Source organism: Roseovarius conchicola (assembly GCF_041403425.1).
Classification (GTDB): domain Bacteria; phylum Pseudomonadota; class Alphaproteobacteria; order Rhodobacterales; family Rhodobacteraceae; genus Roseovarius; species Roseovarius conchicola.
The window spans coordinates 1-23,544 of record NZ_JBGEHK010000007.1 but is presented as its reverse complement, the minus strand read 5'-3'; the positions used below and the strand labels follow the sequence as shown (position 1 = coordinate 23,544).

The window sequence follows — 23,544 nt, the reverse complement described above, 5'->3', positions numbered from 1 at the left end:
GCCATGCCTTTGCTCCTCGATATCACACCCATCCAAACCGAGAGGCTGGTCCTGCGCGTTCCTGATGCGTCGGATACAAGCGCTATGCTGTCCTTTCTGGGGTCGGATTTTGCCGTTTATTATGGCGGGCCGATGGATCAGGAAGCCGCATGGCAGAAGTTTTCATCCGGTGTTGGGCAGTGGCTGCTGCGCGGCTATGGAATGTATAGTGTGGTTCTGAAGGAAACTGGCGAAACCATTGGTATGGTCGGGCCGCACCAGCCCGGGCACTTTCCCGAGCCCGAAATGTCCTGGCTGCTCACGGCTCCCCGGCACGAGGGTAAAGGCTACGCGCAGGAAGCCTGCGAAGCGGTGCTTGCCCATCTGTTCACCGACCTGGGTTGGACCTCTGTGGTCAGCTATATCGACAAAAGCAATCTGGCATCGCAACGGCTCGCAGAACGGCTTGGTGCGCAACCCGACGCCAACTCCAAATCGCCAATCTCTAATTGCGATGCCTTTCGCCATACACCCATGAGAGGCAGCGCATGACGTTGGCCCTCACCCCTCCCCGGTTGGAAACCGAGCGTTTGATCTTACGCGGCCCTGAGGCTGCGGATTTTGAGCCGCTTTGCGCGTTTCTGCTCAATAAAGATCGATCCTGGGGGTTTGGCACCGAAGAAGACCGCCCCAAGGCGTGGCGTTGGTTTGCCACCAATATCGGCCACTGGGCGCTGCACGGCTATGGCTATTTCACCATGGTGTGGAAAGAAACCGGACAGCCTTGCGGCATCACCGGCATCTGGAACCCCGAAGGGTGGCCCGAACCCGAAATCGGCTGGGTTGTGTTTGACGGATTTGAAGGCAAAGGCATCGCCTATGAGGGCGCCCTTCGCGCGCGCCAATGGGCCTATGAAGAGCTGGGCTTTGAAACGCTGACCTCGAACATCGTGCCGGGCAATGACCGCTCGGTCACGCTGGCCAAGCGCATGGGCGCATGGTTCGAGCGCGAGTATGACAACGTTCAGATGGGCGCCGAACAGCTGTTCCGCCATCCTGCGCCTGCCGAGCTTGGCCTGAGCGCCGACGGCGACGGCAACCCCGAGGCCTATGCATGACCCCGCATCTGGCAGATACTCCTGTTCTGGAAACCGAACGCTTCATCCTGCGTGCCTTTGGTCCGCAGGATATGGAGCGTGGTGTCGCGCATCTGATGACCGAGCGCACGAAATACATGGGCGGGCCGTGGTCAAAGGCCGATGCCTGGGATCATTGCTGCGGGCTGATGGGCCATTGGGCGGTGCGCGGCTATGGCCTGTTCTCGATCTGTCCGAAAGGGAGTGACGAGGCGATTGGGGATGTCGGGCTGCTGATGCCCGAAGGCTATCACGAACCCGAACTGGGTTGGGGTGTCTGGTCGCCGGAATATGAGGGCAAAAGCATCGCATACGAGACTGCGCTGGTGGTGCGGGACCACGCCTATCGCGATCACGGCTGGAGCACATTGGTCAGCTATATCGACCCGGACAATACCCGCTCGATTGCTCTGGCCAAACGCCTTGGCTGCACGCTGGACCCGGACGCCAAACTGCCCGACCTGCCCGAGTGGGAAGGCACGCTGACCTATCGCCACCCCGGGCCGGAGGTACTGGTATGAGCATGTATTGTGAAACCCTGCCCGTCGGTGTGCCCGCAGAAATGGCGGCGCAATTCGCCTCGATGGTGCCGGTACTGCGCACCAAGCGCCTGACCCTGCGAGCCCCGCGCGCGGATGATTTTGCACTTTATGCCGAGATTTCCTGTGGTCCGCGTGGCGTTGGCCTGGGCGGTCCGATGAGCCGCGATGAGGCGTGGTATGATTTCGCCAACCTGTCGGCGGCCTGGATGTTGCAGGGTCATGGCGGCTGGAGTGTCGAGCTGACCAAAACGGGCGAACTGATCGGCTTTGTCCTGATCGGGGCCGAGCCGGGCGATCAAGAACCCGAACTGGGCTATCTGATATCTGAGGCTGCGGAAGGCCGCGGCTATGCCAGCGAAGCGGCCAACGCCGCGCGCGATTATGCCTATGGCACCCTCAAGCTGCCATCCCTCGTTAGCTACATCCTGCCCGGCAACATCTCATCCATCGCATTGGCCGAACGTCTGGGCGCTGTGAAGGCAGGCGAGGTCAGCTATCCTGAAGACGATGAACCCTCGCTGATTTACCGCCATCCCAAACCGGAGGATGTGTGAATGCCAACTCAAAACATCCCCATTCTGGAAACCAAACGCCTGATCCTGCGCGGCCCCGAGGCTGAGGATTACCCGGATTTCAAAGCCACGTTCAGCTCGTACCGCTCGCGGTTTATGGGCGGGCCGCTGAACCCCTATGAGGCGTGGATGCTTTACGCGGCTGAAATCGGGCACTGGAACATTCGTGGCTATGGCATGTGGATGATCCATGATCGTGACACCGACCGCACGCTGGGTATGGCTGGCGGCTGGTTCCCGGCGAAATGGCCCGAGCGCGAAATTGCATGGATCATATGGCCGAATGAATCTGGTCATGGTTATGCGTTGGAAGCCACCCATGCGGTGCGCAAGCACCTTTATGCGAATGGCGGCTGGGATGGTGCAGTCAGTTACATCGACCCCAAGAACCTCGACAGCATTCGCCTAGCCGAGCGCCTGGGTTGTGTCAAAGACAAGGAAGCCGCCACCATCGACGGCAATGACGCAGTCTATCGTCATCCCAGCCCGGACGTGCTGCGGTCGGGCCAGATTGCCGATGGGATCGAGTTGGAAATCAGCCATTACTGCGACCCGCTGTTCAAGCCGAAAGGAATGCCAATTGACTGACGCCTCCTCCCGCGCCGCCGAGCTGCTGGCCGAGCATCGCACGTCGATTGATCGTCTCGATGCCGTCTTGGTGTATACGCTGGCCGAACGGTTCAAACACACGCAGGCCGTGGGTCAGCTGAAGGCTGAACACGACCTCCCGCCCTCCGATCCGTTGCGCGAAAGCCAGCAGATCGAGCGGCTGCAGCGCATGGCGCTGGATGCCGATCTTGACCCCGAATTTGCCAAGAACTTCCTCAACTTCATTATCGGGGAAGTCATTCAACACCACAAGAAACATCAGGAATAACAGAGATGTAGGGTGGGGTTTCACCCCACCTTCCCCCGCCATTCAAAGGAGAAACAACAATGGCTATGAAAATCAGGCTCGCCCGTGGCGGCAGCAAAAAACGCCCCTTCTACCGCATCGTGGCTGCCGACAGCCGCATGCCGCGCGATGGCCGCTTTATTGAAAAGCTGGGCACCTACAACCCGCTGCTGCCCAAAGACAGCGAAGATCGCGTGAAAATGAATATGGAGCGTGTGGAATACTGGTTGGGCCAGGGCGCGCAACCCACCGACCGGATCGCCCGTATGCTGGAAGCCGCAGGCGTGCGTGAAAAAACCGAGCGCAACAACCCCAATAAGGGTGAGCCGGGCGCAAAGGCCAAGGAGCGCGCAGAAGAGAAAGCCACCAAAGCCGCTGAGGCCGAAGAGGCCGCCAAGGCGCCCGCGGAAGAACCTGTCGCAGAAGAAGCACCTGCTGAGGAAGCGGCTGCCGAAGAGGCAACAGAAGAAAGCTGAGCAGGGTGTGATCTGGAATGTCGACCTTTCCACAAGACTTCCAGTCCGACCTGCTTGATCTGATGCGGTGGCGGCGCGATGTGCGCCGTTTCCGCACCGATCCGGTAGACGAGGCGCTGTTGCGGCAGTGTCTCGACAGCTTTCTGCTGGCCCCGTCTGTGGGCTTAAGCGAACCATGGCGCGTGGTGCGGCTGAACAGTTCAGCCGCCCGCGCCTGCGCGCTTACCAATTATCAGACTGCCAATGCGAAGGCTTTGGAGGGCTATGACGGAGAAGATGCGCGGCTTTACAGCACGCTGAAACTGTCCGGCATGCAGGATGCCCCGGTCCAATTGGCGATCTATTGTGATGAGGGGACCGGGAAGGGCAAGGGCTTGGGGGCCGGAACCATGCCCGAGATGCGCCGCTATTCCGTTGTGGCGGCCATCACCCAGTTCTGGCTGGTGGCACGCAGTCATGGTCTGGGCGTTGGTTGGGTGTCGATCCTTGATCCCGATCAACTGTCCCGCGATCTTGATATTTCGGACGATTGGGTGCTGGTCGGCTATCTTTGTGTTGGCTGGCCAGAAACCGACAGCGACACGCCTGAGTTGGAGCGGGCAGGCTGGGAAGACCGGCGCGGCCACCTGCCGGTCGAGACAAGGTAGATACCAATGTTCAAACTGATCCGCCTACCGATCCTTTGCGCCATCGCCTTTGTCGGGGGGATGATCTACGAACGTGCCAATGTCCGCGAGGCATGCACCGTGGTCGGTGGTTCCTCTGTCAATGGCCTTTGTATCGCACCGGAGGTGAAGCGTGAGTGACCTGATCTGTGTGGCAGCCATCGCCGGCGCGTTCGGCGTCCACGGCGAAGTGCGTTTGAAAAGTTTTACCACCGTACCCGAAGACGTGGCCACCTATGGCCGCCTGTCTGTCGAGGATGGCAGTCGAAGTTTCGAGGTGACATTGGACCGCCCGATTAAGAACGGCTTTGCCGCGCGCCTGTCGGGCATCGCCACAAAGGAACAGGCCGATGCGTTGCGTGGCACCCAATTGTTCGCCCCGCGCGAGGCCCTGCCCGGCCTTCCGGATGATGAATATTACCATGCCGATCTGATTGGCCTGTCGGTTTATGACACAGGCGGGGCCCTGCTGGGCACGGTCAAATCGGTGCAAAACCACGGGGCCACCGATTTGCTTGAGATACAGGGCGCGGGGCTGAAGGCCACGGTATTACTGCCCTTTACGATGGCCTCGGTGCCCACGGTCGATCTGGCCTCGGGGCGGATCGTGGCAGACCCGCCTGACGGGGTGTTCTGATGCCAGACACACCCGCCAAATCCCACGGTCGCAAATCGATCAGCGCCTCGCTCCAACCGCGTGATCTGATGGACCTGAACCCGCGCCTGTCCAGGGCTTGGACGGCGCAAATCATCACCCTGTTTCCCGCGGCCTTTCCCGGTGTGCTGGGCGAAAGCCTGACCGGCAAGGCGCTGAAAGACGGGTTGTGGCAGTTGGAAACCATCGACCTGCGCCCCTTTGGGGAAGGCAAGCACCGGAATGTCGATGACACCCCTGCCGGGGGCGGCGCTGGCATGGTGCTACGCGCCGATGTGATGGGCCGCGCCATTGATCATGCGGCCAAATCCGCCCCTGCTGGCGCGCGCCTGATCTATCTCAGCCCGCGCGGCACACCCTTCACGCAAGCCAAGGCGCAGGCGCTGGCCAAAACGCCCGGTGTGACCACGATTTGCGGGCGCTTTGAAGGCTTGGATCAGCGCGTGATCGACCACTACGATATTGAGGAAATCAGCCTTGGGGATTTCGTGCTGACCGGCGGCGAACTGGCAGCCCAAGCGCTGATCGACGCCACGGTGCGGTTGTTGCCCGGTGTTCTGGGCAATGACGCCTCGACCGAGGAAGAAAGCTTTTCCGGCGGCTTGCTGGAGCATCCACAATACACCCGCCCGGCCGAATGGATGGGCCACGCGATCCCACCGGTTCTGGTCTCAGGCGATCACGGCAAGGTTGCCAAATGGCGCCAGGCGCAGGCCGAAGAGCTGACGAAAGCGCGGCGTCCTGACCTTTGGCAGGCGTATCAAGATCACAAGCCCAAAGACTGAGCCGTCACCAACGGCTGCAAAGCCTCGATATGCGCCACGCCTAACCTACAGCATCCGCCGATCAACTGCACGCCTCGCTGCATCCAGATCTGTGCTTGCCTGGCATAGACTTCTGGCGGGATCGTGCCTTCAAACTGCGTCACCTGCCCGACCCAACGTGCCGAATGTGCATAAACGCCAACCGGCCCACTCCAATTTTGATCGAGGATATCCAGGCAGGCAGCCACATCTTCGACCTCTGTGTGCATGATATTGATCAGCGGCGCTTGGAGTTCTCTCAGTGCGTCCAGCAAAGGTTCGATCGGATCGCCATGCATCAGTCGCATCTCGCCCTCGCTGTCCCGTGCACAAGACAGACCCACCCAAACCGGTCGCCCGGTGCGGGCCGCAGCATTATACATTATCAGGGCCTGTTCATGGTCCACCATCATTTCCAGCATCAGCAGGTCAGCACCGGCCTCTGTCATGATGTTGGCCTGCGCCTCGGCGCTCTGCCGAATCTCGTCCAGTGACGGCACACGCCCCGACCAGGTCCAATACGACAAACCACCTGCGACCAATACATCCGGCGCATGACACATCTCGCGCGCCTCTCGTGCCAGCTCGACCGCGCGCTGGTTGTAGGCCACGAAATCGGCATCCACACCGGCATCCTCAAGCGCATAGAGCGCCGTGGCAAAGGTGTTTGAAATGATAATCTCGGCACCGGCACGAATGTAATCCGCGTGCACCTGCGTCAGAATATCGGGATGACTGAGCGCTCCACCTCCGTTCCAGGCATTATCAAGCTGTGGTACACCGCGACGCTCAATCTCGGTTCCGGTGGCCCCATCGGTCAGAATGCGGGCCCCGTCAGCGACGCGCTGCATCAGTTTATCATAGGCAGCCAACGACAGACCTCCCCATGGCATAAGCAAGCTGGTTTTCGTCCAAACCCTCGCATAAACCCAGCGACGCGCCAATCCTGACCGCGCTGCCTGAAAACACTTGAAATAGCGCCTGCTTTCTGGTTTACGCGCGTCACTCTGGTGTTGTCGGCTTTTGTGATTCCCATCTGCTTCTGACGGGCAGGTCGCAAAGGCCAATATGGCAAGTCCCGGATTAAAAGATATGACGACCTGATCTCTGGCGGGCGCTGAGGCGGACCCGGATGAAGACCAAGAGCTCTGAGGCGCAAATCAACTTTGCGGACCAACCGCAAGCATCATAGGAGTGGATCAGATGGACCTGATCGCAGAACTTGAGGCGGAACAGATCGCCTCGCTGGGAAAAGACATTCCCGATTTTAAAGCCGGTGACACTGTTCGCGTCGGCTTTAAGGTGACCGAAGGCACCCGCAGCCGTGTGCAGAATTTTGAGGGCGTCTGCATCGCCCGCAACAACGGCCATGGCATTGCCGGTTCGTTCACCGTTCGCAAGATTTCATTTGGCGAAGGCGTGGAACGTGTGTTCCCGCTCTACTCGACCAATATCGACAGCATCACCGTTGTCCGCCGTGGCCGCGTGCGCCGCGCCAAGCTGTACTACCTGCGCGCCCGTCGCGGTAAATCGGCCCGTATCGCCGAGGATACCACCTACAAACCCAAAGCCGACAAATCGGCATAAGGAGCGGCACGATGAAAAAAGAACTCCACCCCGATTATCACATGATCGACGTCAAAATGACCGACGGGACCATTGTGCAAATGCGCTCGACCTATGGCGCCGAAGGCGACACCCTGTCGCTGGATATCGATCCCTCGGCGCACCCGGCCTGGAACGGCGGCAGCACCCGCCTGATGGACGCCGGTGGCCGCGTGTCGAAGTTCAAAAACAAATACGCCGGTCTGGGCTTCTAAGGTTCACCGGATACGAAACGTCAAACGCCGCCTGAAAGGGCGGCGTTTTTTGTTTTACGGCGCACTTGGACCAAACCCACAATGGCGGCGATGCGGACGTTCTCATCCGCCGCGCGATGGCCATATTGCGGGATGGCGATCAGGTCTTTCTGTGACGCAGGTTATGATTGCCAAATCCGCAAAAAAGCATCGCGCCTCCTCGGCCAATTGCCAGCCCTTGCGGGCGGTCCTGCTGTGTCGATTGCCGGGCAATCGACTTTCGGTCAACGGACGATCATGCGGTGGAGGCTTTCTTCTTGGGGCTCAAAGCCGCCAGCCAGAACGGATTAAGGGCCTTTTTGGGATACCTGCATTTGAAGACATGCACAAAAAAGACCCCGGCGCCGGGAGATGGACGCCGGGGTCTTTCCCCCAGAATGGCAAGGGGCTAGAGGTTGCCGCTGGCCAGCTCGGCAGCGATATGATCGGCCTGGCGGATTGCCAGCGCCACGATGGTCAGCGTCGGGTTCTCCGCCGCCCCCGTGGTGAATTGCGAGCCGTCCGAGACAAACAGGTTGGGCACGTCATGCGCCTGCCCCCATTTGTTGACCACGCCGTCCGCCGGGTCCTCGGACATCCGGTTGGTGCCGAGGTTATGCGTGCTGGGGTAAGGCGGCGTGGGGAAGGTGCGTGTGGCACCGACCGCATTGTAAATCGCCTGCCCCTGCTGCCAAGCATGGTTGCGCATGGCGATGTCATTGGGGTGATCATCGAAATGCACATTGGCCACCGGCATGCCGTGCTGGTCCTTGACGTCCATGTTCAAGGTCACACGGTTGGTTTCCTGGGGCATGTCCTCGCCCACCAGCCACATACCCGCCATGTTTTCGTAGGCATCCAGGGCAGTGGTGAACTCACGCCCCCAGCCGCCGGGATCAAGGAAAGCCGCCATGAAGGGCAGGCCGAGGCTGAGCGTTTCCATCTCGTACCCGCCGACGAAACCGCGGGACGGATCATGCTTGCTTTCATCTGTGATGATACCCGCCATGGTCGTGCCACGCCACATGCGCACGGGCTGGTCGAACACCGCGTAGACCGAGGCCGTCATGTGGCGCATATAATTGCGCCCCACCTGCCCTGAGCTGTTGGCAAGGCCGTCGGGGAACATCTCGGACGCCGAGTTCAGCAGGATACGCGGGCTTTCGATGGAGTTGCCTGCCACGGCCACAACCCGCGCCTTTTGCACCTGCTCATTGCCCTCGGCATCAATGTAAACAACGCCCGTGACCTTGCCGGTATCGTCATGTTCGATCCGCTGAACATGGGCTTGCGTGCGCAGTTCAAGATTTCCGGTCTCAATCGCGGCCGGAATCTCGTCATAGCTGGGCGACCATTTCGCGGCGACCTTACAGCCCTGGAAACAGAAGCCCATCTGCTGACAGGGTACACCATCAGCGTCCTCGCTGCTTTTGATGGCCATGCGGCCAGTGTGCACGTTCTCGTAACCCAGCTTCTTGGCGCCCGCTTCCAACACTTTGAAGTTGTTGTTGCCGGGCAGGCCGGGGCGCTCGCCCGTGCGGGTCACGTGCAGCTTGTCTTCGGCTTGTGCGTACCACGGGTCCATCTCTTCGGCGTCGATGGGCCAATCCAGCAGGGACGCACCCTCAACCTCGCCATAGGTGGTCTTGGCCTTCCATTCATGAGGTTGGAAGCGAAGCGATGCGCCCGCCCAATGCACGGCCGAACCGCCAACCGATTTCACGATCCACGCAGGCAGCCCTGCAAAATCGCGGCTGACCCGCCAATCGCCCGAAGTGGTGCGTGCATCAAGCCAGGCCAACTGACCAAAGCTGGCCCACTCATCCTGCACGAAATCATCCGGGGTGTGCCACGCGCCTGCCTCAAGCGAGACGACGCTTACGCCTTTCTGCGCCAGTTCGTTGGCCAGGGTGCCGCCGCCTGCGCCGGTGCCGATGACAACGACCACAGAGTCGTCATTCAGATCAAAAGATGCTGTCATGGTGCTTGCCCTCCCTTAAAGCCAGTTGATGTCGTTGAAGCCGTGGTTGATGTAACCACCTTTTTCAAAGCTCGCGCCCTCATACCCAAACAGCGGCCAAACCGCCTTCTGGTTATAGAGACCGGTCACCAGCCCGCCGCGAATCTGCTGGAAGAACGCGCTGTCTTCCATGCTGCGCAGGATGTCGACACGGTCACGTTCCCATCCCATGGACAGGTAATCGGCATGTCCCTTGTCCTGTGCCGCCGCGTTCAGACTGGCGATGCCCGCTTCGACGCCCGCTGCGGCCTCTTCGGTGTCATAGCCTTTGACGGCAATGGCATAGAATTCATCGCCCACGTGATCATGCGGATAGATATCGCGCGCCATCTGGATCAGCGTCGCCATGGTTTCGGGCTTGAGCACGGCGCTTTCCATGGCCCATGCCGCATCTGTGCTGGCCACATAGCCCGCGCCCACGACAAAGCTGGCCCCGGCGGCCATCGAACGCGACAGCAATTCGCGCCGGGTCAGCCCTTTTTGGGGTGTTCCGTCTTTCATTTTGATTTCCTCCCTTGGTAGTCAGTCGTCCCTTGGTAGACGTGTGTTTTCTCAGGCTACTGGTAGCGTCCTCCACGCTGCAGAACCTCGATTTCGTAGCCATCCGGATCGGTTACGAAAAAGAACTTGGCGATCACCTCGCCATCCGGTGCGAATTCCACCAGCTTGCGGGGGTTCAGCCCCTCGGCTTCAAACCGCGCATGTTCCGCTTCGACATCACCCACGACCACGGCAATATGGCCATAGCCATCGCCCAGATCGTAAGGCTCGCTCCGGTCCTTGTTGACGGTCAATTCAAGCTCGAACGGGCTTTCATCATTGCTCAGGTAGACGAGGGTGAACGCCTCGAAGTCGAGCCTTTGGGCAATTTCCAGCCCCAGCGCCGTCTTGTAGAATGCAACTGATCGCGCCTCGTCGAGAACGCGGATCATGCTGTGAATGGCTTTGGCCATATGCCTCCTCCGAACCTTTGGATTGGTCCAAGAAGGCTAGCACCCGGCCTGAATGGCCGGGTAGTAAAGGAATACTACACCCTGTTTCGCGCTCTATTCAGCGGCGATCTGACCGCTGTCAGCTGGGGCGGGCAACTCGCGATAGAGCAGGCAGGTGCATCGCAGGAGCGCGGTAAAGTTCTTTGACTCCCCGTGCAGCTCCAGCACCTCGTCATGCAGTTTCGAGACGAACGCGGGCGTTGTGACGCCTTCATTCTCAGCCAGTTCATCAAGGATTGCCCAGAATGAGTTTTCCAGACGAATGCTGGTGCTCTGACCATTCAGCCGCATGCTGCGGGTTTCCAATTGATACCGGGCCGGATCCTGTCCGGCGAAAATCTGACACATGTGTTTGTCCTCCCATTGGGTCCTTTGGCACTGGAAAACGTCCCTCGCCAGACCCTTGCACACCTCTTTCTCAAGCAGGTGCGCCAAACGAAATTTTAGGGGTTTGAACGGGTTTGTAAACTGTCTCGATGCCAAGGCCCGCTGCGAGACCGCTGCGGAGGGGCACAAACCGGCCCTTGATGCACCCGGCATTGGACAGCCCCCTCGCATAGGGATATGGAGGATCAAACCGAGCGTAAACGGTGCGAGGGCAGCGACATGGCAGACAAACTCTTTGGCACGGACGGGGTGCGTGGGCAGGCCAACAGCTGGCCCATGACCGCCGAACTGGCGTTGAAACTGGCCACTGCCGCAGGGCGTCATTTCCGCCGCGACAAACAGGAACACCGCGTGGTGATCGGCAAGGATACGCGGCTGTCGGGGTACATGATCGAAAACGCGCTGACGGCCGGGTTCACCAGCACCGGTATGAACGTGTTTCTGCTGGGGCCTGTCCCAACCCCTGCGATTGGATATCTGACCCACAGCCTGCGGGCCGATGTCGGGGTGATGATCTCGGCCAGCCACAACCAGGCGACAGATAACGGCATCAAGTTTTTCGGCCCTGACGGGTTCAAACTTAGCGACGAGGCCGAGGAAAATATCGAAACCCTGATGGCAGGCAACGTACAGCTGGCCGCCCCCGAAAACATTGGCCGTGCCAAGCGGTTCGAGGATGCGCGCGGACGGTATGTCGAATATGCCAAGACCACCTTTCCCTCGGGACGGCGCCTCGATGGGCTGCGCATCGTGATTGATTGCGCCAATGGTGCGGCCTATCGCACGGCCCCTTCGGTGTTGTGGGAACTGGGCGCCGAGATGATCCCGATTGGCGTGGATCCCAATGGGTTCAATATCAACAGCGGCTGCGGCTCGACCCACCCCGAGGCTTGTGCGGCAGCGGTTTTGGAAACCAATGCCGATATTGGAATCTGCCTGGACGGGGATGCCGACCGGCTGATCATTATCGACGAGGCTGGACAGGTCGCGGATGGCGATCAGATCATGGGCCTGATTGCCAGCCGCTGGGCCAAGGAAGGGCGTTTGGCCGGCGACACTCTGGTGGCCACTGTGATGTCGAACCTTGGGCTTGAACGCCACATGAACGATCAGGGGATAGCGCTGAAACGCACCGCTGTCGGAGATCGTTATGTGGTCGAGGCGATGCGCGCGGGCGGTCACACGCTGGGCGGCGAGCAATCGGGCCATATCGTGATGACTGATTATGCCACCACCGGTGACGGGCTGATTGCCGCATTGCAATTCCTGGCCGCCATGGTCGAAACCGGCCAGAAGGCCAGCGCACTCGCAAGGGTGTTCGATCCGGTGCCCCAGAAGCTGATAAATCTGCGCTACACCGAAGGCACCGCCCCGCTGGAGGCCGACGAAGTGCAAAGCGCGATCGCCAGTGCCGAGTCCGAGCTGGGCAGCGATGGCCGCCTGTTGATCCGCAAATCCGGCACCGAGCCGTTGATCCGCGTCATGGCCGAAGCCATCGACCCGGCCCTGTTGGACAAGGTGCTGGACGATGTTGTCGGCGCTGTAAAACGGGCGATCTGAGAACGCATATGGCTAAACCCACCAAACCCAAACGCGGCCCTCTTTATTCTGAGACAGATCGCGACAATATCCGCTGGTTCTGGCGGCGCTACATGCGTGACAAGGTCAAGTGGGTTGCCCTGATCCTGGTGATGCTGGTTCTGCAGGGGCTGATCTATCAACAGTTTCTGGCCAATACCGAAACCGGCCTGCGGGTGATCTTTGAAAGTGGCTCGATCAGCGACCTGCTGTGGATTTGCGGCGTTGTCTTCGGCCTGTTCATGGCGCGCGGGCTTCTGGCCTATCTGGTCAGCATCGTCACCGTGCGGATCAGCAACGAAGCCATTTACGAGATGCGCGCCGATCTGATCGCCCATCTGATGGCCTTGGACCTGGCCTATTTCGAGCGCACGAAATCCGGCGAGATTCTGCAGAAAGTGGTGACACAGACGCAGGCTTTGGGGCTGTTCGTCTCCCTTTCGGTGTCCAATGCGGTGCGTGATGCCATCACCGTGGTGATCGTGGCGGGATATCTGATCTGGAAGAACCCGCTGTTGTTTTTGTCCGCCGTCGTGGTTCTGCCCTTCATCATCTGGATGATGAACGTGATCTCGGAAAAAGTGAAACAGGGGCAGGCCGAGGCCGAAGAGGCGTTGGGCCATTACATGAACGGCATCGAGGAAACCGTGCATGGCATGCGCACCGTCAAGATCGCCAGCCAGGAAGAGATGGAAACCGGCCGCCTTCTGGGCAGCACCGAAAAGCTGCGTTCGCTCGTGGCGCGGGTACAGCGGGTTCAGGCGCTGGCCATGCCGTCGATCGATTTCAGCTCGGCCTTTGTTTATGTGCTGGTGATCGGGGGCGGGGGCTACATGGTGCTCAGCCCCGCTTTCGATGTCGATGGCGCGGCGATCATCACCTTCCTTCTGGGCATGGTGATGATCTTTGACCCCGCCCGGCTGCTGGCGCAGTTCTTTGGCGGGTTGCAGGCCAACCTCGTGCTTTTGGATCGCATCAGAAGCCTCTACAAAGAAGTGCCCACCATTCAGGACAAAGAGGGCGCTGTTGAGGAATTTGACACCGGCGCAGACATCGTGCTGCGCGATGTCGGTTTTTCCTACAGCGCCGATCAACCCTTGTTCGACGGGCTGAACATGACCTTCGAGGGCGGCAGGATGAGCGCCATCGTCGGGGCCACCGGATCGGGCAAAACCACGATCCTGTCATTGCTCTCGCGGCTTTACGATGTCGAGGCCGGGCAGATCACCATCGGTGACCAGCCGATTGACGGGTTGAAAGTCAGCGCCCTGCGCAACGCGTTTTCCGTGGTGGCGCAGGATATCGTGATTTTCAACGCCTCGATCTGGGACAACATCCGATACGTGAACCCCGATGCCAGCGACGCCGAGGTCTGGCAGGCGGCTGAGGACGCCGAGATCGCCGATGTGATCCGCAAACGCGGCAATGATCCGGTTGGCCCCAAGGGCGCGCAGCTGTCCGGCGGGCAAAAGCAACGCATCGCCATCGCGCGGGCGTTTTTGCGCGACGCCCCTATCCTGCTTCTGGACGAGGCAACAAGTGCGCTGGATCAGGCCACCGAGGAACGCATCAAACGCGCCCTGGCCCGGCTGACCAAGGGGAAGACAACGATTGTTGTGGCGCACCGGCTGTCGTCGATTTCCGACGCGGATCAGATTTTTGTGCTGGAAGGCGGCAAGCTGGTCGAGGCGGGCAAACACGACGATTTGCTGAAAGACGACAAGCTCTATGCCCAACTCTACCAGGCGCAAAAACAGGGCTATGTGAAGGGGTGATGCTGTCTTTGAACCGATGGTTGGGTTTCGGGACCACGCGCGTCTCTGAAACCAAGCACCCAACCCATCCAAATCGCCACCTCCTGTAGGAAGGGTTAACGATGGCCTAGGGCCTGCGGCGTGTTAATCGGGCTGAAGGCGGAATGACTGCAAAGGGCTTAAAGCAGGCGAACAACAGGCGCATGACGATGGGGCCACTTGCGCGAACTCTCCCTTTCCAACGGGCCAAGGGGTGGATAGTGTAGCCAACATAACGAGGCCGGGCAGGCACGAGGGGTAAAGGGTCATGGCGCATATTATTGTCGTGGGCAACGAAAAAGGTGGGGCTGGTAAATCCACCGTCGCGATGCACGTGGCTACGGCACTGGCCCGCATGGGACACAAGGTCAGCGCACTGGACCTTGACCTGCGTCAGAAAACCTTTGGCCGCTATGCCTCGAACCGCGCACGGTTTCTGAAAAAATCTGGCCTCAGCCTGCCCGGCCCGCGCTATCACGATCTGCCCGAAGTGGATCAGACCAGCCTGAAACCCGGCGAAAACCTCTATGATCGTCGCCTGTCTGCCGCCGTGGCCGAACTGGAGCCCGACAGCGATTTCATAATCATCGACTGCCCCGGATCGCACACGCGCCTGTCCCAGGTGGCGCATTCGCTGGCCGATACGCTGGTCACACCGCTGAATGACAGTTTCATCGATTTCGATCTGCTGGCCCATGTGAACGAAGATGGCACGAAGATCGAAGGGCCGTCGGTCTACTCGGAAATGGTCTGGAACGCCCGGCAATTGCGCGCACAGGCCGGGTTGTCACCGATCGACTGGGTGGTGGTGCGCAATCGGATGGGCGCCCAGCAGATGGTGAACAAGAAGAAGATGGGCGAAGCAGTGGACGCGCTGGCCAAGCGGATCGGTTTCCGCACGGCGCCCGGTTTTAACGAGCGGGTGATTTTCCGCGAATTGTTCCCGCGTGGCCTGACCCTGCTGGACCTCAAGGATATCGGCGTCAAGCAGCTGAACATCTCGAACGTCGCCGCCCGGCAAGAGCTGCGCGACCTGATCAAAGCGCTGAACCTGCCCGGGGTCGAGCCGGATTTCTAAACTGACTAAGTGCATTTCCAAACCTGAACAGGCCATTACGAGTGTGATGCTGGGTGGGTGTTCAAGCCCGCCGTGAACCGCCCCGCATCAACACCAAAAGGTTCGACATCAACAACGCCCCGATGACCACTACACCTCCAGCGATGGCCCAGCCGCCGGGGTCTTCGCCGACAACGGCCCAGACGAGGATCGGGGCCAGCACCGATTCCAGCAGGATCAGCAGAGACACCTCGGCCGAGCTGATGTAGCGCGGGCCTAACGTGAGAAAGCAGGTCGCCCCGGCGATAAACAGCCCGTGCAAGGCCAGCAAATGCCATTGCGTGGCCACAGGCTCCATCGGTGCGGTGAAGGGCCACAGCACCAACGCCACGCCGATATAGGCGATGGGTATGGCGGGGATCATCGAGATATCCTTGACCACCCGCACGGCGGTCAGCGCAGCCGCGTAAGCCGCCGCCACATAGAGCGCAATCAGATCGCCCTTCCAAGACGCAACTTCGGACGCGCCAGACCCATAGGCGATGATGCCAAGCCCGATCATGACCACCAGCATCGTATAGACAAGACGGCGGCTGATTGGCTCACCAAGAAAAGCCCGGCCAAAAACAGCCGCAAAAATCGGCATTGAGGCAAAAATGAAAACCACATTGGCGACGCTGGTATGGGTGATCGCCAGGACAAACCCCGGCGCGGTCGAGCCAATCAGGATGATGTAAATCCAGGCAGGCCAGCCACCGCGCAGCACCGCGCGGAACCCCTTGAGGCCCGTGGCCACCAAAAGGCCAACTAGGATCATCAATCCCGATGTCAGACCACGCCAGAACGCGGTGACCATCGGCTCAGCCTCAATCAGCTTAACAAACAGGGAATCCGGCACCACCAGCAACACACCCAAAGTGGTAATCAGCAGGCCTTTGACGTGATCATTCATCCTGTGATCAGTCGGCTTTTTTGCACGAAAGTAAAGCCCTGCCAGGATGGACAAGTTTGGAAATGAACCGTGATCGGTCTATACCGACTCTGGATCGAACAACACAGTCAGTAGTGCCATCATGACAACCGCCACGCTCATCTACCTGTCCCTGAACACGGTTGTCTTTGTCATCTGGGCGTTTTTCATGTTCCGGATGCTGTGGCGTGTAACCCGCGTTTCGCTCGACCGGCAGGCCGAAACCGGTGGCGGATATTTCACATGGGTCGGGCACTCACTGAACAGCTTCTTCGCGTTCTTTCGCGACGAAGCATACAAATTCGAGCGGCGTCGGTTGATCCTGCTGAGCGTCCTTGTGATGGCGCTGACCATCGCCCAACCATTTCTGTTGCCACTTTAGAGCCCAGATCAGCCGGCCGCCTGCCAGTCGCGGATGATGTCTAGCGGGTAGAGCAGCATGATCACATTCAGCGCCAAACCATCACGGATGATCGCCATAGTCAGCACCTCGAACCCGATCACGATCACCACGCTGGCCCAGACCGGCAAGCGCGCCGACAGCCAGAACCCCAGCACCATCGCCGCCATATCCATCACCGAATTCAGAACGCTGTCGCCATAGTAATCCAGCGAAATCGTCACCTCGCGATAGCGTTCGATCACGGCATTTGTGTTTTCTGCAATCTCCCAGGCGGCCTCGACAAGCATCGCGATCACTAGACGCCAGCCCAGATCGATCCGCCGCGCAACCAGCCACAAAACGGCGTAGAAGATGAACCCGTGCAACAGGTGGCTGGGCGTGTACCAGTCAAACGGCTGCTGTGACCCTTCCGAGGTGCCCACCGTGCCCCACAGATCGACCTCGCAGGCGCACCAAGGCACCCGGCCCATCCACAGCAGAATACCCGCCGTGACCACCATGATCAGGGCCGTTAGGACATAAGGGATACGCGAAGACTGCTCCATAGGCGCACCCAATCACAGGGTGTGGGTCTTGTCACCCCTCGCCTTTGATCGGGCCCACGGTCTATGCTGTTTTCAATCACGCAAGGAGGAGCCTCATGGCGGCACCTGAAAATCTGTTTAAATCTGCGCTGTTGCGCGGCGAGACGCTCTATGGCTGCTGGGCCGGTTTTGCCGATACCTACGCCACCGAAGTGCTGGCCACCGCCGGGTTCGACTGGCTGGTGATCGACGGCGAACATGCCCCCAATGATCTGCGCAGCATGATGCAGCAGCTACAAGTGCTGCAGGGGCGGGCCAGCCAGCCGGTTGTCCGCTTGCCGATGGGCGAGGCATGGCTGATCAAACAGGTGCTGGATGTAGGTGCTCAGACCCTGTTGATCCCAATGGTGGAAAGCGCCGAAGAGACCCGCAATCTTGCCCGTGCAATGCGCTATCCGCCAGAAGGCATCCGGGGATCGGGTGCAGCACTGGCGCGCGCTTCACAGTTTTCATCAATCGCCGATTACACGCTGACGGCCAATGATCAGATGTGTCTGTTGGTGCAGGTCGAAACCATGGCCGGGATCGAGGCTCTGGACGAGATTTTGCAGGTTGACGGCGTGGATGGTGTCTTCATCGGACCCTCGGATCTGGCCGCGGACATGGGCTATCTGGGAAAGAAAGCGGATGCGCCGGTACAAGAGGTAATCCGCGATGCGCTGGCCCGGATTGCCGCTTCGGACAAGGCTGCCGGGATACTCGCAGTCGATCATGACACGGCCCTGACCTATCGCGACTGGGGCGCACAGTTTCTGGCGGTCGGTATTGATTTACTGATGCTGGCCCAGACTGCCCGCGCCACAATGAACCGCTGGCGCGATGACTGAGCGGTTGCTTCTGGCCGATCTGGGTGGGACCAATACGCGGGTCGGGCTGGGTAACGGTGCGGGCCTGATCACCGACAGCGCCCGCAGCTTTTCCAATGCCGATTTTGACAGCCTAACCCCCCTGTTACAGGCCTATCTGTCTGACATTGGCACACCACCGATCACCGCCCTGTGCGCAGGCGTTGCTGGCCCTGTAAATGGAGAGGCGGCCCAGTTGACCAACCATGATTGGATGATCAAGGCGTCCGCCTTGCGCGAGGCCACCGGTGCGACTGAAGTTCGGCTGCTCAACGACCTTCAGGCGCAGGGCTATGCGTTGGACGATCTGACTCCGGACAGCGTGACGTCACTGTTCCCCGGCGCCGCAACGTCGGATGACGCCACGCGCTTGGTTTTGGGGTTGGGTACAGGCTGCAACGTTGCTGTTGTGCACCGCACATCGCTGGGATTGCTCGTACCCGCCGCTGAAAGCGGCCATACTCACCTGCCCCATTGCGACGGCAATCTTGGCAAGCTTATCACGCATCTGGGCCAAAGCCATGCGCACCGCCCCATCGAAAGCGCCCTGTCAGGACCGGGGCTGCAAAACATTTACCACTGGGTGACCGGATCTGACCTGCCCGCAGATCAGATCATTGTTGCCGCGATCAAGGGAGATACAAGTGCCCGGAAAGCTATTGACCTTTTCACGCAGCTTCTTGGCACGGTCGCAGGCGATCTGGCGCTGACGCACCTGCCAATGGGGGGGATTTTCCTGATCGGTGGACTGGCGCGCGCCATCGCCCCTTTTCTCGCAGACTCTGGCTTTCACGCCGCCTTCACCGCCAAAGGCCCCTACACCGCAATCGCGCAGGATATCCCGGTTTTGCTGATCAAGGATGATATGGCAGCCCTTAGAGGATGCGCGCGGTATCTACGTCAAGAAATGACTCAAACAACCTTCTGAATCTCTTCAACAACAGAAAAGCCCTTAGTCCGCTTGAAAACCATGTTATGCCTAAAATTGCTCAACGCGTCTGACGGGTCGATATGTTTAAGATTGAGTTGCTCAAAACTGCTTCTAACAAAATGCACCGATAAGATCGGACTTACCTCTTTATGACCTGTAGATGAGTTCAGCATTGACGTCGCACAGGTCACAATAGTCTCAGTTACAGGAAGCATCTGAAACAGGTCACCTGCTAATCTTATTGCCACGCTTGCCACGTAGTCTTGATAGATCTCGTTGAATTCACCTTTCGGCATCTTCGTTTCGGACAGCTTTCCACTAGCCAGCTGCTTTCGGCGGAAATTGGGAATAATCTCATCTGTATGACATTGGACAAAAGCAGAAACCAATCCGGATTCAACTCCAAAACCAATCTCATTACCGATCAATCCTTCATCTGTAATAGACTGATATTCTTTGATAACTTCGATGATTGTGGTATCGTCACCAGCTAGAATATCCTTTGCGAACTTCGTGTCCCTTTCCCATTCAGAAAGCTCTTCCATATAGGCGAGGTATCTTTCAGAATTCCTTCTATCATCCTCAGCTTTGGCGCTCTCGACATCCCGCGCTAACGCTTCGGTCTTAGCTGCCACGTTACCCATCAACTTTGTTATTAGGCCAGGCTTGAAAGAGGATAAAGCTGCTTGCGCTTTTGCTTGTTGTTGTGAGGTGTCGATAGGTTTTACCGGCTGCGGTGCACTACCGAGTTTTTGCCAATCAATCTTTTCGGCCAAATTCGTGTGCACGGACATCAATGCCGTCAAGTAATGCTTCCAGTTCTCGACGTCTTCCGCGGCGCTTTGAGATATCTGCTGCTTTAAGTCAGCTTTATGCCGGCGCTCTGCTTCTCTGGCAGCTGCCTTGGTTGCGGCATTTATTGAACGCAGAGTTCCTCGCCAACCCACTTTCATACTCTCCTACATTACGACTGATTGAAGACCATGTTATTCTGCTAACCCTCATCCACCACCACGACTTCAACATCATAGCGCGCCATGCATTCGGCCATTTGCGGACTGAGGGCGCGGTCTGTCACAACCGTGTCCACATCGCCCGGACCACAGGCCACCATCGGGGCGTTCTGGCCGAACTTGGTGTGATCCGTCACAACAATCGTGCGATGCGCCCGCGCAATGACAACGCGGGCCAAGGCCGCCTCAGATGCTGCCGCCAGAAGGAAACCGGACTTGGGGTCATAGCCATCGGCGCTGACCACGGCGACGTCCAGATTGAACCTCTCGACAAAAGCGATCGTGTCGGGGCCAAAGACACCGCCTTCAACGACGCTCAGCTCGCCTCCCGCCAGAAACACCCGATTGTTGTTCTTGTTGACCAGCGATTGCGCGGCATGCAGCCCGTTGGTGACAACCGTCAAGTCCCGGTGGTTTTTCAAATTCTCCGCCAGAAACGCGGTCGTGCTGCCCACATCCAGAAAAATACACGACCCGCTGGGGATCATGCCTGCCGCAACAGCGGCGATGCGGGCTTTTTCCTGAGGACGTTTGCCAAGGCGCGAGACAACGGGCGTCATCGCCTCGGTATTGGGCAGGTAAACGCCGCCATGCACACGTTGCACCAGCCCGGATTTGGCCAATGCCTTGACGGTGCGGCGAATGGTTTCCTCAGAGACATCCATCGCCTCGGCCAAAGCCGCCGTTCTGGCCGAGCCGCCAAATCCACGCAGCTTGTCCAGCAACTCGACCTCGCGGTGGGTTGCATGCGGTTCCAGGGTGTCAGCCATATCACCTCCCGTTTTACGGGAATAGACAGGCAAATTCCCCAGATGTCCAGAAAGGTCACTATAGGCTTGCGTGTTTTTGTGGGATTATGCGGCCTCAGCCTTCAAAGATCACACCGTCGGATTGCGCCCGCAGACGTGGATCTTTGGACTTGATCTGCACCGGGCGACCTTCAAGCACCTCCTGACACCTCTCCAGGGTTTCGCTTTCAAGGCGGTGCATGGCCTGCGCGGTATAGAATGTCAGATGCGGGGTCAGGATGACGTTATCCCGCCCAAAAAGCGGGCTCAGCGGATGACCCTCGCGCGCCAAAGGCTCGGCACTGAACACATCCAGCGCGGCCCCCGCGATCTGCCCCTCATCCAGTGCTACGATCAACGCTTGTTCATCCACAATCGCCCCGCGCGAGACGTTGATCAGGCAGGCCCCGGGTTTCATCGCAGCGAACTCTGCCGCGCCGATCATGTGATGCGTCTCGGGGTTGAGCACACAATGCACCGACACAAAGTCGCTTTGCGCCAAAAGGCTGTGCAGATCGGCGCAGCGCTCTACCCCGGCGGCATCAAACACGGCTTGGTCGGTATGTGGGCTATAGGCGATCACCCGCGCGCGAAATCCAGCGCCGGCCATGCGCGCAAAGGATTGTCCGATATGGCCCAGCCCGATGATCCCCACCGTGCTGTCTGCAATATCATGGCCCATCCATTGCGGTTCGGGCCAGGCCCAGCCGTGGTTCTGTATCTGATCCTGCAAGGCTGGCAGGCGTTTGGCCAGCGACAGCATCAGCGCAAAGGCCCCTTCCGCAACGGTTTCTTCGGCATATTCCGGGATATTCACCACCGGAATGCCCCGTGCGATGGCCGCAGGAATATCAATCGCGTCGAGCCCAACGCCGTATTTCACGATGCCCTTCAGCTGCGGTGCCGCAGCAATCACCGCCGCGGTGATGGGCGTGTAACACATCAACAACAGATCGGCACCGGCCACAGCGCGGCACAACTCCGCTTCGCTCGCTCCGTCAGGCAGCGGCACCAGATCATGCCCAGCCGCGCGCAATTCATCGTCCAGAAACGGCGTCTGCAACTCGGCATCGGTGCGGACGATCTTCACGTCGCCATCTCTCGAACAGCCGTTTCAACAATCCCAAGAGCACGATCCAGATCGTCCTGCGCAATGGTCAAAGGTGGCGACAGGGTCAGCACCGACCCCGCGCTGATCTTGAAGCTCAAACCCTGTTCCAGACAGGCGTAATAGATCTTCTCGGCGGTGGCATGATCAACCTCCCGGGTTTGACGATCCGCGACAATCTCGACCCCGAACATCAAACCGCGCCCGCGGATGTCTCCGACAGCGGGGTGATCCCCAAGGCTCTCCTGCAGCCTCGCCATCGCGGCACGGCCCAAGCGGTCCGACCGCTCCACCAGCCCCTCATCTTCGATGATATCCAGCGTGGTCAGCGCGGCGCGGGCCGTCACGGGGTTTTTCTCATGCGTGTAATGCCCAATGGCAAAGTCACCGCAGACATCCAGATCGTGGCGCGCGATCACCGCCGCTAAAGGCAACATTCCACCCCCAAGGGCTTTGCCTAATGTTACGATGTCCGGGATGATTTCATCGTGATCAAAGGCAAACATGCGCCCCGTCTTGCCCAATCCTGTCGGAATTTCATCCATGATCAGCAACGTACCGTGGCGATGGCACGCCTCCTGCACGGCCTTCCAATAGCCCAGTGGCGGCACAACAGGCACGGCGCGCATTGGTTCGGCAATCACCGCGGCCACATCGCCTTCGCGGCCCAGAACATAGTCGACCATCTTGGCACAGGCCAAGCCGCAGTTTTCCGGCCCGGTGTGACCATAGGCACAGTGATAACAGTGAAACGGGGCGACATGTTCAGTGCCCGGCATCAAGGGCCCGGCGATATGGCTGCGGAATGTCGCCTCTCCGCCGACGCTGGCCGCGCCAAACCCGGCACCATGGAAGGCATCCCAGAAGCTCAGCGTCTTGAAGCGGCCCGTGGCAGCGCGTGCGATTTTCAGCGCGACCTCGTTGGCATCAGACCCACCTGTGGTGAACAGAACCTTGTTCAGATCGCCCGGGGCCAGTGCACCCAACCGTTCGGCCAGCTCGACCGAGACGTCATTTGTGAAGCGGCGCGGCGAGAAGGGCAGCGCCTCCATCTGCGCCTTCACCGCTTCGATCAAACGCGGATGACCATAGCCAATGTGATGCACCGAGTTGCCATGAAAATCCATGAAACGGCGTCCAGCGGTATCTTCGATCCAGATACCCTCGGCCTTGGCAATCGTACTGACACAGGGGCTGGACAACGATTGATGTAGAAATGCCTCGGCATCCCGGGCCAACAAATCCTGCGTTGGCTCATGATGCTCGCGTTTTGCCCAATTCGCCCGCGCGGCACTGGTATTGGCTTCGCCTTCTGTATGCTGCACTGCGTCGCTCCTTTATCTTGCCAAAAATACTCCTGCCGGAGGCCTGGATTTTTCGTACGAAAAATCTCACCTTGGCCATGGCATTGAGTATGTTTTGACGTTTGTGAAGAACTTCATGGCTTCTGTGACGCCTTCTTTGACGGCGTTACCGGAGTCTTTGATGCCGCCGAAGGGGGAGGTTTCGATGCG

Annotated in this window: 30 protein-coding genes; 19 read left to right on the top strand and 11 right to left on the bottom strand. The window is 59.2% G+C overall.

All coding sequences use genetic code 11. From position 1 onward, the window contains the following. Positions 1-3: 3 nt before the first annotated feature. Genes V6N02_RS17435 through trmD form a run of 11 tightly spaced genes read left to right on the top strand, consistent with a single transcriptional unit; the run spans position 4 to position 5,705 of the window. Positions 4-531 (top strand): GNAT family N-acetyltransferase, encoded by a 528-nt coding sequence (locus V6N02_RS17435; protein WP_371227616.1) that lies wholly within the window; start codon positions 4-6, stop codon positions 529-531. Further along, on the top strand, positions 528-1,097 hold the full coding sequence (locus tag V6N02_RS17430) for a GNAT family N-acetyltransferase (protein WP_371227614.1): 570 nt from the start codon (positions 528-530) through the stop codon (positions 1,095-1,097). Before V6N02_RS17435 ends, V6N02_RS17430 begins: the two co-directional genes overlap by 4 nt. Further along, positions 1,094-1,636 carry a GNAT family N-acetyltransferase gene (locus tag V6N02_RS17425; RefSeq protein WP_371227612.1) on the top strand — a complete coding sequence of 181 codons (543 nt, stop codon included), beginning with the start codon at positions 1,094-1,096 and terminating at the stop codon, positions 1,634-1,636. Before V6N02_RS17430 ends, V6N02_RS17425 begins: the two co-directional genes overlap by 4 nt. Continuing rightward, a complete protein-coding gene (locus V6N02_RS17420; RefSeq protein WP_371227609.1) occupies positions 1,633-2,211 on the top strand; it encodes a GNAT family N-acetyltransferase in 579 nt (192 codons plus the stop codon). The genes V6N02_RS17425 and V6N02_RS17420 overlap by 4 nt, the downstream gene beginning before the upstream one ends. Then, positions 2,212-2,817 carry a GNAT family N-acetyltransferase gene (locus V6N02_RS17415; protein ID WP_371227607.1) on the top strand — a complete coding sequence of 202 codons (606 nt, stop codon included), beginning with the start codon at positions 2,212-2,214 and terminating at the stop codon, positions 2,815-2,817. Continuing rightward, positions 2,810-3,106: a chorismate mutase gene (locus V6N02_RS17410; RefSeq protein WP_371227605.1), complete on the top strand. Its 297-nt coding sequence runs from the start codon at positions 2,810-2,812 to the stop codon at positions 3,104-3,106. The genes V6N02_RS17415 and V6N02_RS17410 overlap by 8 nt, the downstream gene beginning before the upstream one ends. Positions 3,107-3,165: 59 nt before the next feature. Then, on the top strand, positions 3,166-3,600 hold the full coding sequence (rpsP, locus tag V6N02_RS17405) for a 30S ribosomal protein S16 (protein ID WP_371227603.1): 435 nt from the start codon (positions 3,166-3,168) through the stop codon (positions 3,598-3,600). Between the two features lie 17 nt (positions 3,601-3,617). Then, positions 3,618-4,247 (top strand): 5,6-dimethylbenzimidazole synthase, encoded by a 630-nt coding sequence (gene bluB, locus V6N02_RS17400; RefSeq protein ID WP_371227601.1) that lies wholly within the window; start codon positions 3,618-3,620, stop codon positions 4,245-4,247. Between the two features lie 6 nt (positions 4,248-4,253). Continuing rightward, a complete protein-coding gene (locus tag V6N02_RS17395) occupies positions 4,254-4,406 on the top strand; it encodes a hypothetical protein (RefSeq protein WP_371227599.1) in 153 nt (50 codons plus the stop codon). Further along, complete coding sequence (gene rimM / locus V6N02_RS17390; RefSeq protein ID WP_371227597.1) at positions 4,399-4,902, top strand: ribosome maturation factor RimM; 504 nt, start codon at positions 4,399-4,401, stop codon at positions 4,900-4,902. The genes V6N02_RS17395 and rimM overlap by 8 nt, the downstream gene beginning before the upstream one ends. Continuing rightward, positions 4,902-5,705, top strand: coding sequence for a tRNA (guanosine(37)-N1)-methyltransferase TrmD (trmD, locus tag V6N02_RS17385; protein WP_371227595.1), 804 nt, complete (start codon positions 4,902-4,904; stop codon positions 5,703-5,705). Before rimM ends, trmD begins: the two co-directional genes overlap by 1 nt. Here the strand turns inward: trmD and V6N02_RS17380 are convergent. Further along, positions 5,687-6,595: a homocysteine S-methyltransferase family protein gene (locus tag V6N02_RS17380; RefSeq protein WP_371227593.1), complete on the bottom strand. Its 909-nt coding sequence runs from the start codon at positions 6,593-6,595 to the stop codon at positions 5,687-5,689. The two genes, trmD and V6N02_RS17380, sit on opposite strands and share 19 nt — an antisense overlap. Positions 6,596-6,926: 331 nt before the next feature. Here V6N02_RS17380 and rplS point away from each other — a divergent pair, with 331 nt between their 5' ends. Both rplS and rpmE read left to right on the top strand, forming a co-directional pair. Next, the gene (gene rplS, locus V6N02_RS17375; protein WP_371227591.1) at positions 6,927-7,310 is read left to right on the top strand and encodes a 50S ribosomal protein L19; all 384 of its coding nucleotides are present in this window, start codon (positions 6,927-6,929) and stop codon (positions 7,308-7,310) included. An 11-nt stretch (positions 7,311-7,321) separates the two neighbouring features. After that, positions 7,322-7,543 carry a 50S ribosomal protein L31 gene (gene rpmE / locus V6N02_RS17370; protein WP_371227589.1) on the top strand — a complete coding sequence of 74 codons (222 nt, stop codon included), beginning with the start codon at positions 7,322-7,324 and terminating at the stop codon, positions 7,541-7,543. 427 nt (positions 7,544-7,970) lie between these two features. On the opposite strand, the gene V6N02_RS17365 is transcribed toward rpmE, so the two are convergent. From V6N02_RS17365 to V6N02_RS17350, 4 genes are all read right to left on the bottom strand, one after another. Next, the gene (locus V6N02_RS17365; protein WP_371227587.1) at positions 7,971-9,542 is read right to left on the bottom strand and encodes a GMC family oxidoreductase; all 1,572 of its coding nucleotides are present in this window, start codon (positions 9,540-9,542) and stop codon (positions 7,971-7,973) included. Between the two features lie 15 nt (positions 9,543-9,557). After that, positions 9,558-10,082 (bottom strand): Twin-arginine translocation pathway signal, encoded by a 525-nt coding sequence (locus V6N02_RS17360; protein WP_371227585.1) that lies wholly within the window; start codon positions 10,080-10,082, stop codon positions 9,558-9,560. Between the two features lie 56 nt (positions 10,083-10,138). After that, positions 10,139-10,534, bottom strand: a complete 396-nt coding sequence (locus V6N02_RS17355) for a VOC family protein (protein WP_371227583.1) — start codon at positions 10,532-10,534, stop codon at positions 10,139-10,141. A 93-nt stretch (positions 10,535-10,627) separates the two neighbouring features. After that, positions 10,628-10,921, bottom strand: coding sequence for a ribbon-helix-helix domain-containing protein (locus V6N02_RS17350; protein WP_371227581.1), 294 nt, complete (start codon positions 10,919-10,921; stop codon positions 10,628-10,630). Positions 10,922-11,179: 258 nt separating this feature from the next. Between V6N02_RS17350 and glmM the strand changes: the two genes are divergently transcribed. The 3 genes from glmM to V6N02_RS17335 all read left to right on the top strand — a co-directional run bounded on the left by glmM (position 11,180) and on the right by V6N02_RS17335 (position 15,409). Then, the gene (gene glmM, locus V6N02_RS17345; protein WP_371227579.1) at positions 11,180-12,520 is read left to right on the top strand and encodes a phosphoglucosamine mutase; all 1,341 of its coding nucleotides are present in this window, start codon (positions 11,180-11,182) and stop codon (positions 12,518-12,520) included. A gap of 8 nt (positions 12,521-12,528) precedes the next feature. After that, on the top strand, positions 12,529-14,313 hold the full coding sequence (locus V6N02_RS17340; RefSeq protein WP_371227577.1) for an ABC transporter ATP-binding protein: 1,785 nt from the start codon (positions 12,529-12,531) through the stop codon (positions 14,311-14,313). Between the two features lie 286 nt (positions 14,314-14,599). Beyond that, positions 14,600-15,409: a division plane positioning ATPase MipZ gene (locus V6N02_RS17335; RefSeq protein ID WP_371227575.1), complete on the top strand. Its 810-nt coding sequence runs from the start codon at positions 14,600-14,602 to the stop codon at positions 15,407-15,409. Positions 15,410-15,470: 61 nt separating this feature from the next. Here V6N02_RS17335 and V6N02_RS17330 read toward each other — a convergent pair whose 3' ends face one another. Then, positions 15,471-16,340 carry a DMT family transporter gene (locus V6N02_RS17330; RefSeq protein ID WP_371227573.1) on the bottom strand — a complete coding sequence of 290 codons (870 nt, stop codon included), beginning with the start codon at positions 16,338-16,340 and terminating at the stop codon, positions 15,471-15,473. A gap of 121 nt (positions 16,341-16,461) precedes the next feature. Here V6N02_RS17330 and V6N02_RS17325 point away from each other — a divergent pair, with 121 nt between their 5' ends. Then, positions 16,462-16,740: a hypothetical protein gene (locus V6N02_RS17325; RefSeq protein ID WP_371227571.1), complete on the top strand. Its 279-nt coding sequence runs from the start codon at positions 16,462-16,464 to the stop codon at positions 16,738-16,740. An 8-nt stretch (positions 16,741-16,748) separates the two neighbouring features. Here V6N02_RS17325 and V6N02_RS17320 read toward each other — a convergent pair whose 3' ends face one another. Beyond that, the gene (locus V6N02_RS17320; RefSeq protein WP_371227569.1) at positions 16,749-17,306 is read right to left on the bottom strand and encodes a DUF2585 family protein; all 558 of its coding nucleotides are present in this window, start codon (positions 17,304-17,306) and stop codon (positions 16,749-16,751) included. Positions 17,307-17,401: 95 nt separating this feature from the next. Between V6N02_RS17320 and V6N02_RS17315 the strand changes: the two genes are divergently transcribed. Then, positions 17,402-18,172, top strand: coding sequence for an aldolase/citrate lyase family protein (locus V6N02_RS17315; protein ID WP_371227567.1), 771 nt, complete (start codon positions 17,402-17,404; stop codon positions 18,170-18,172). After that, positions 18,165-19,118, top strand: a complete 954-nt coding sequence (locus V6N02_RS17310) for a glucokinase (RefSeq protein ID WP_371227565.1) — start codon at positions 18,165-18,167, stop codon at positions 19,116-19,118. The genes V6N02_RS17315 and V6N02_RS17310 overlap by 8 nt, the downstream gene beginning before the upstream one ends. On the opposite strand, the gene V6N02_RS17305 is transcribed toward V6N02_RS17310, so the two are convergent. The 4 genes from V6N02_RS17305 to pbfA form a co-directional block, all read right to left on the bottom strand. After that, a complete protein-coding gene (locus tag V6N02_RS17305) occupies positions 19,103-20,074 on the bottom strand; it encodes a hypothetical protein (protein ID WP_371227563.1) in 972 nt (323 codons plus the stop codon). The two genes, V6N02_RS17310 and V6N02_RS17305, sit on opposite strands and share 16 nt — an antisense overlap. Positions 20,075-20,115: 41 nt before the next feature. Further along, positions 20,116-20,904 (bottom strand): DeoR/GlpR family DNA-binding transcription regulator, encoded by a 789-nt coding sequence (locus tag V6N02_RS17300; RefSeq protein ID WP_371227561.1) that lies wholly within the window; start codon positions 20,902-20,904, stop codon positions 20,116-20,118. A gap of 94 nt (positions 20,905-20,998) precedes the next feature. Beyond that, positions 20,999-22,012 (bottom strand): 2-hydroxyacid dehydrogenase, encoded by a 1,014-nt coding sequence (locus V6N02_RS17295; RefSeq protein ID WP_371227559.1) that lies wholly within the window; start codon positions 22,010-22,012, stop codon positions 20,999-21,001. Then, a complete protein-coding gene (gene pbfA, locus V6N02_RS17290; RefSeq protein WP_371227557.1) occupies positions 22,009-23,355 on the bottom strand; it encodes a (R)-1-hydroxy-2-aminoethylphosphonate ammonia-lyase in 1,347 nt (448 codons plus the stop codon). Before pbfA ends, V6N02_RS17295 begins: the two co-directional genes overlap by 4 nt. Between the last annotated feature and the right edge of the window lie 189 nt (positions 23,356-23,544).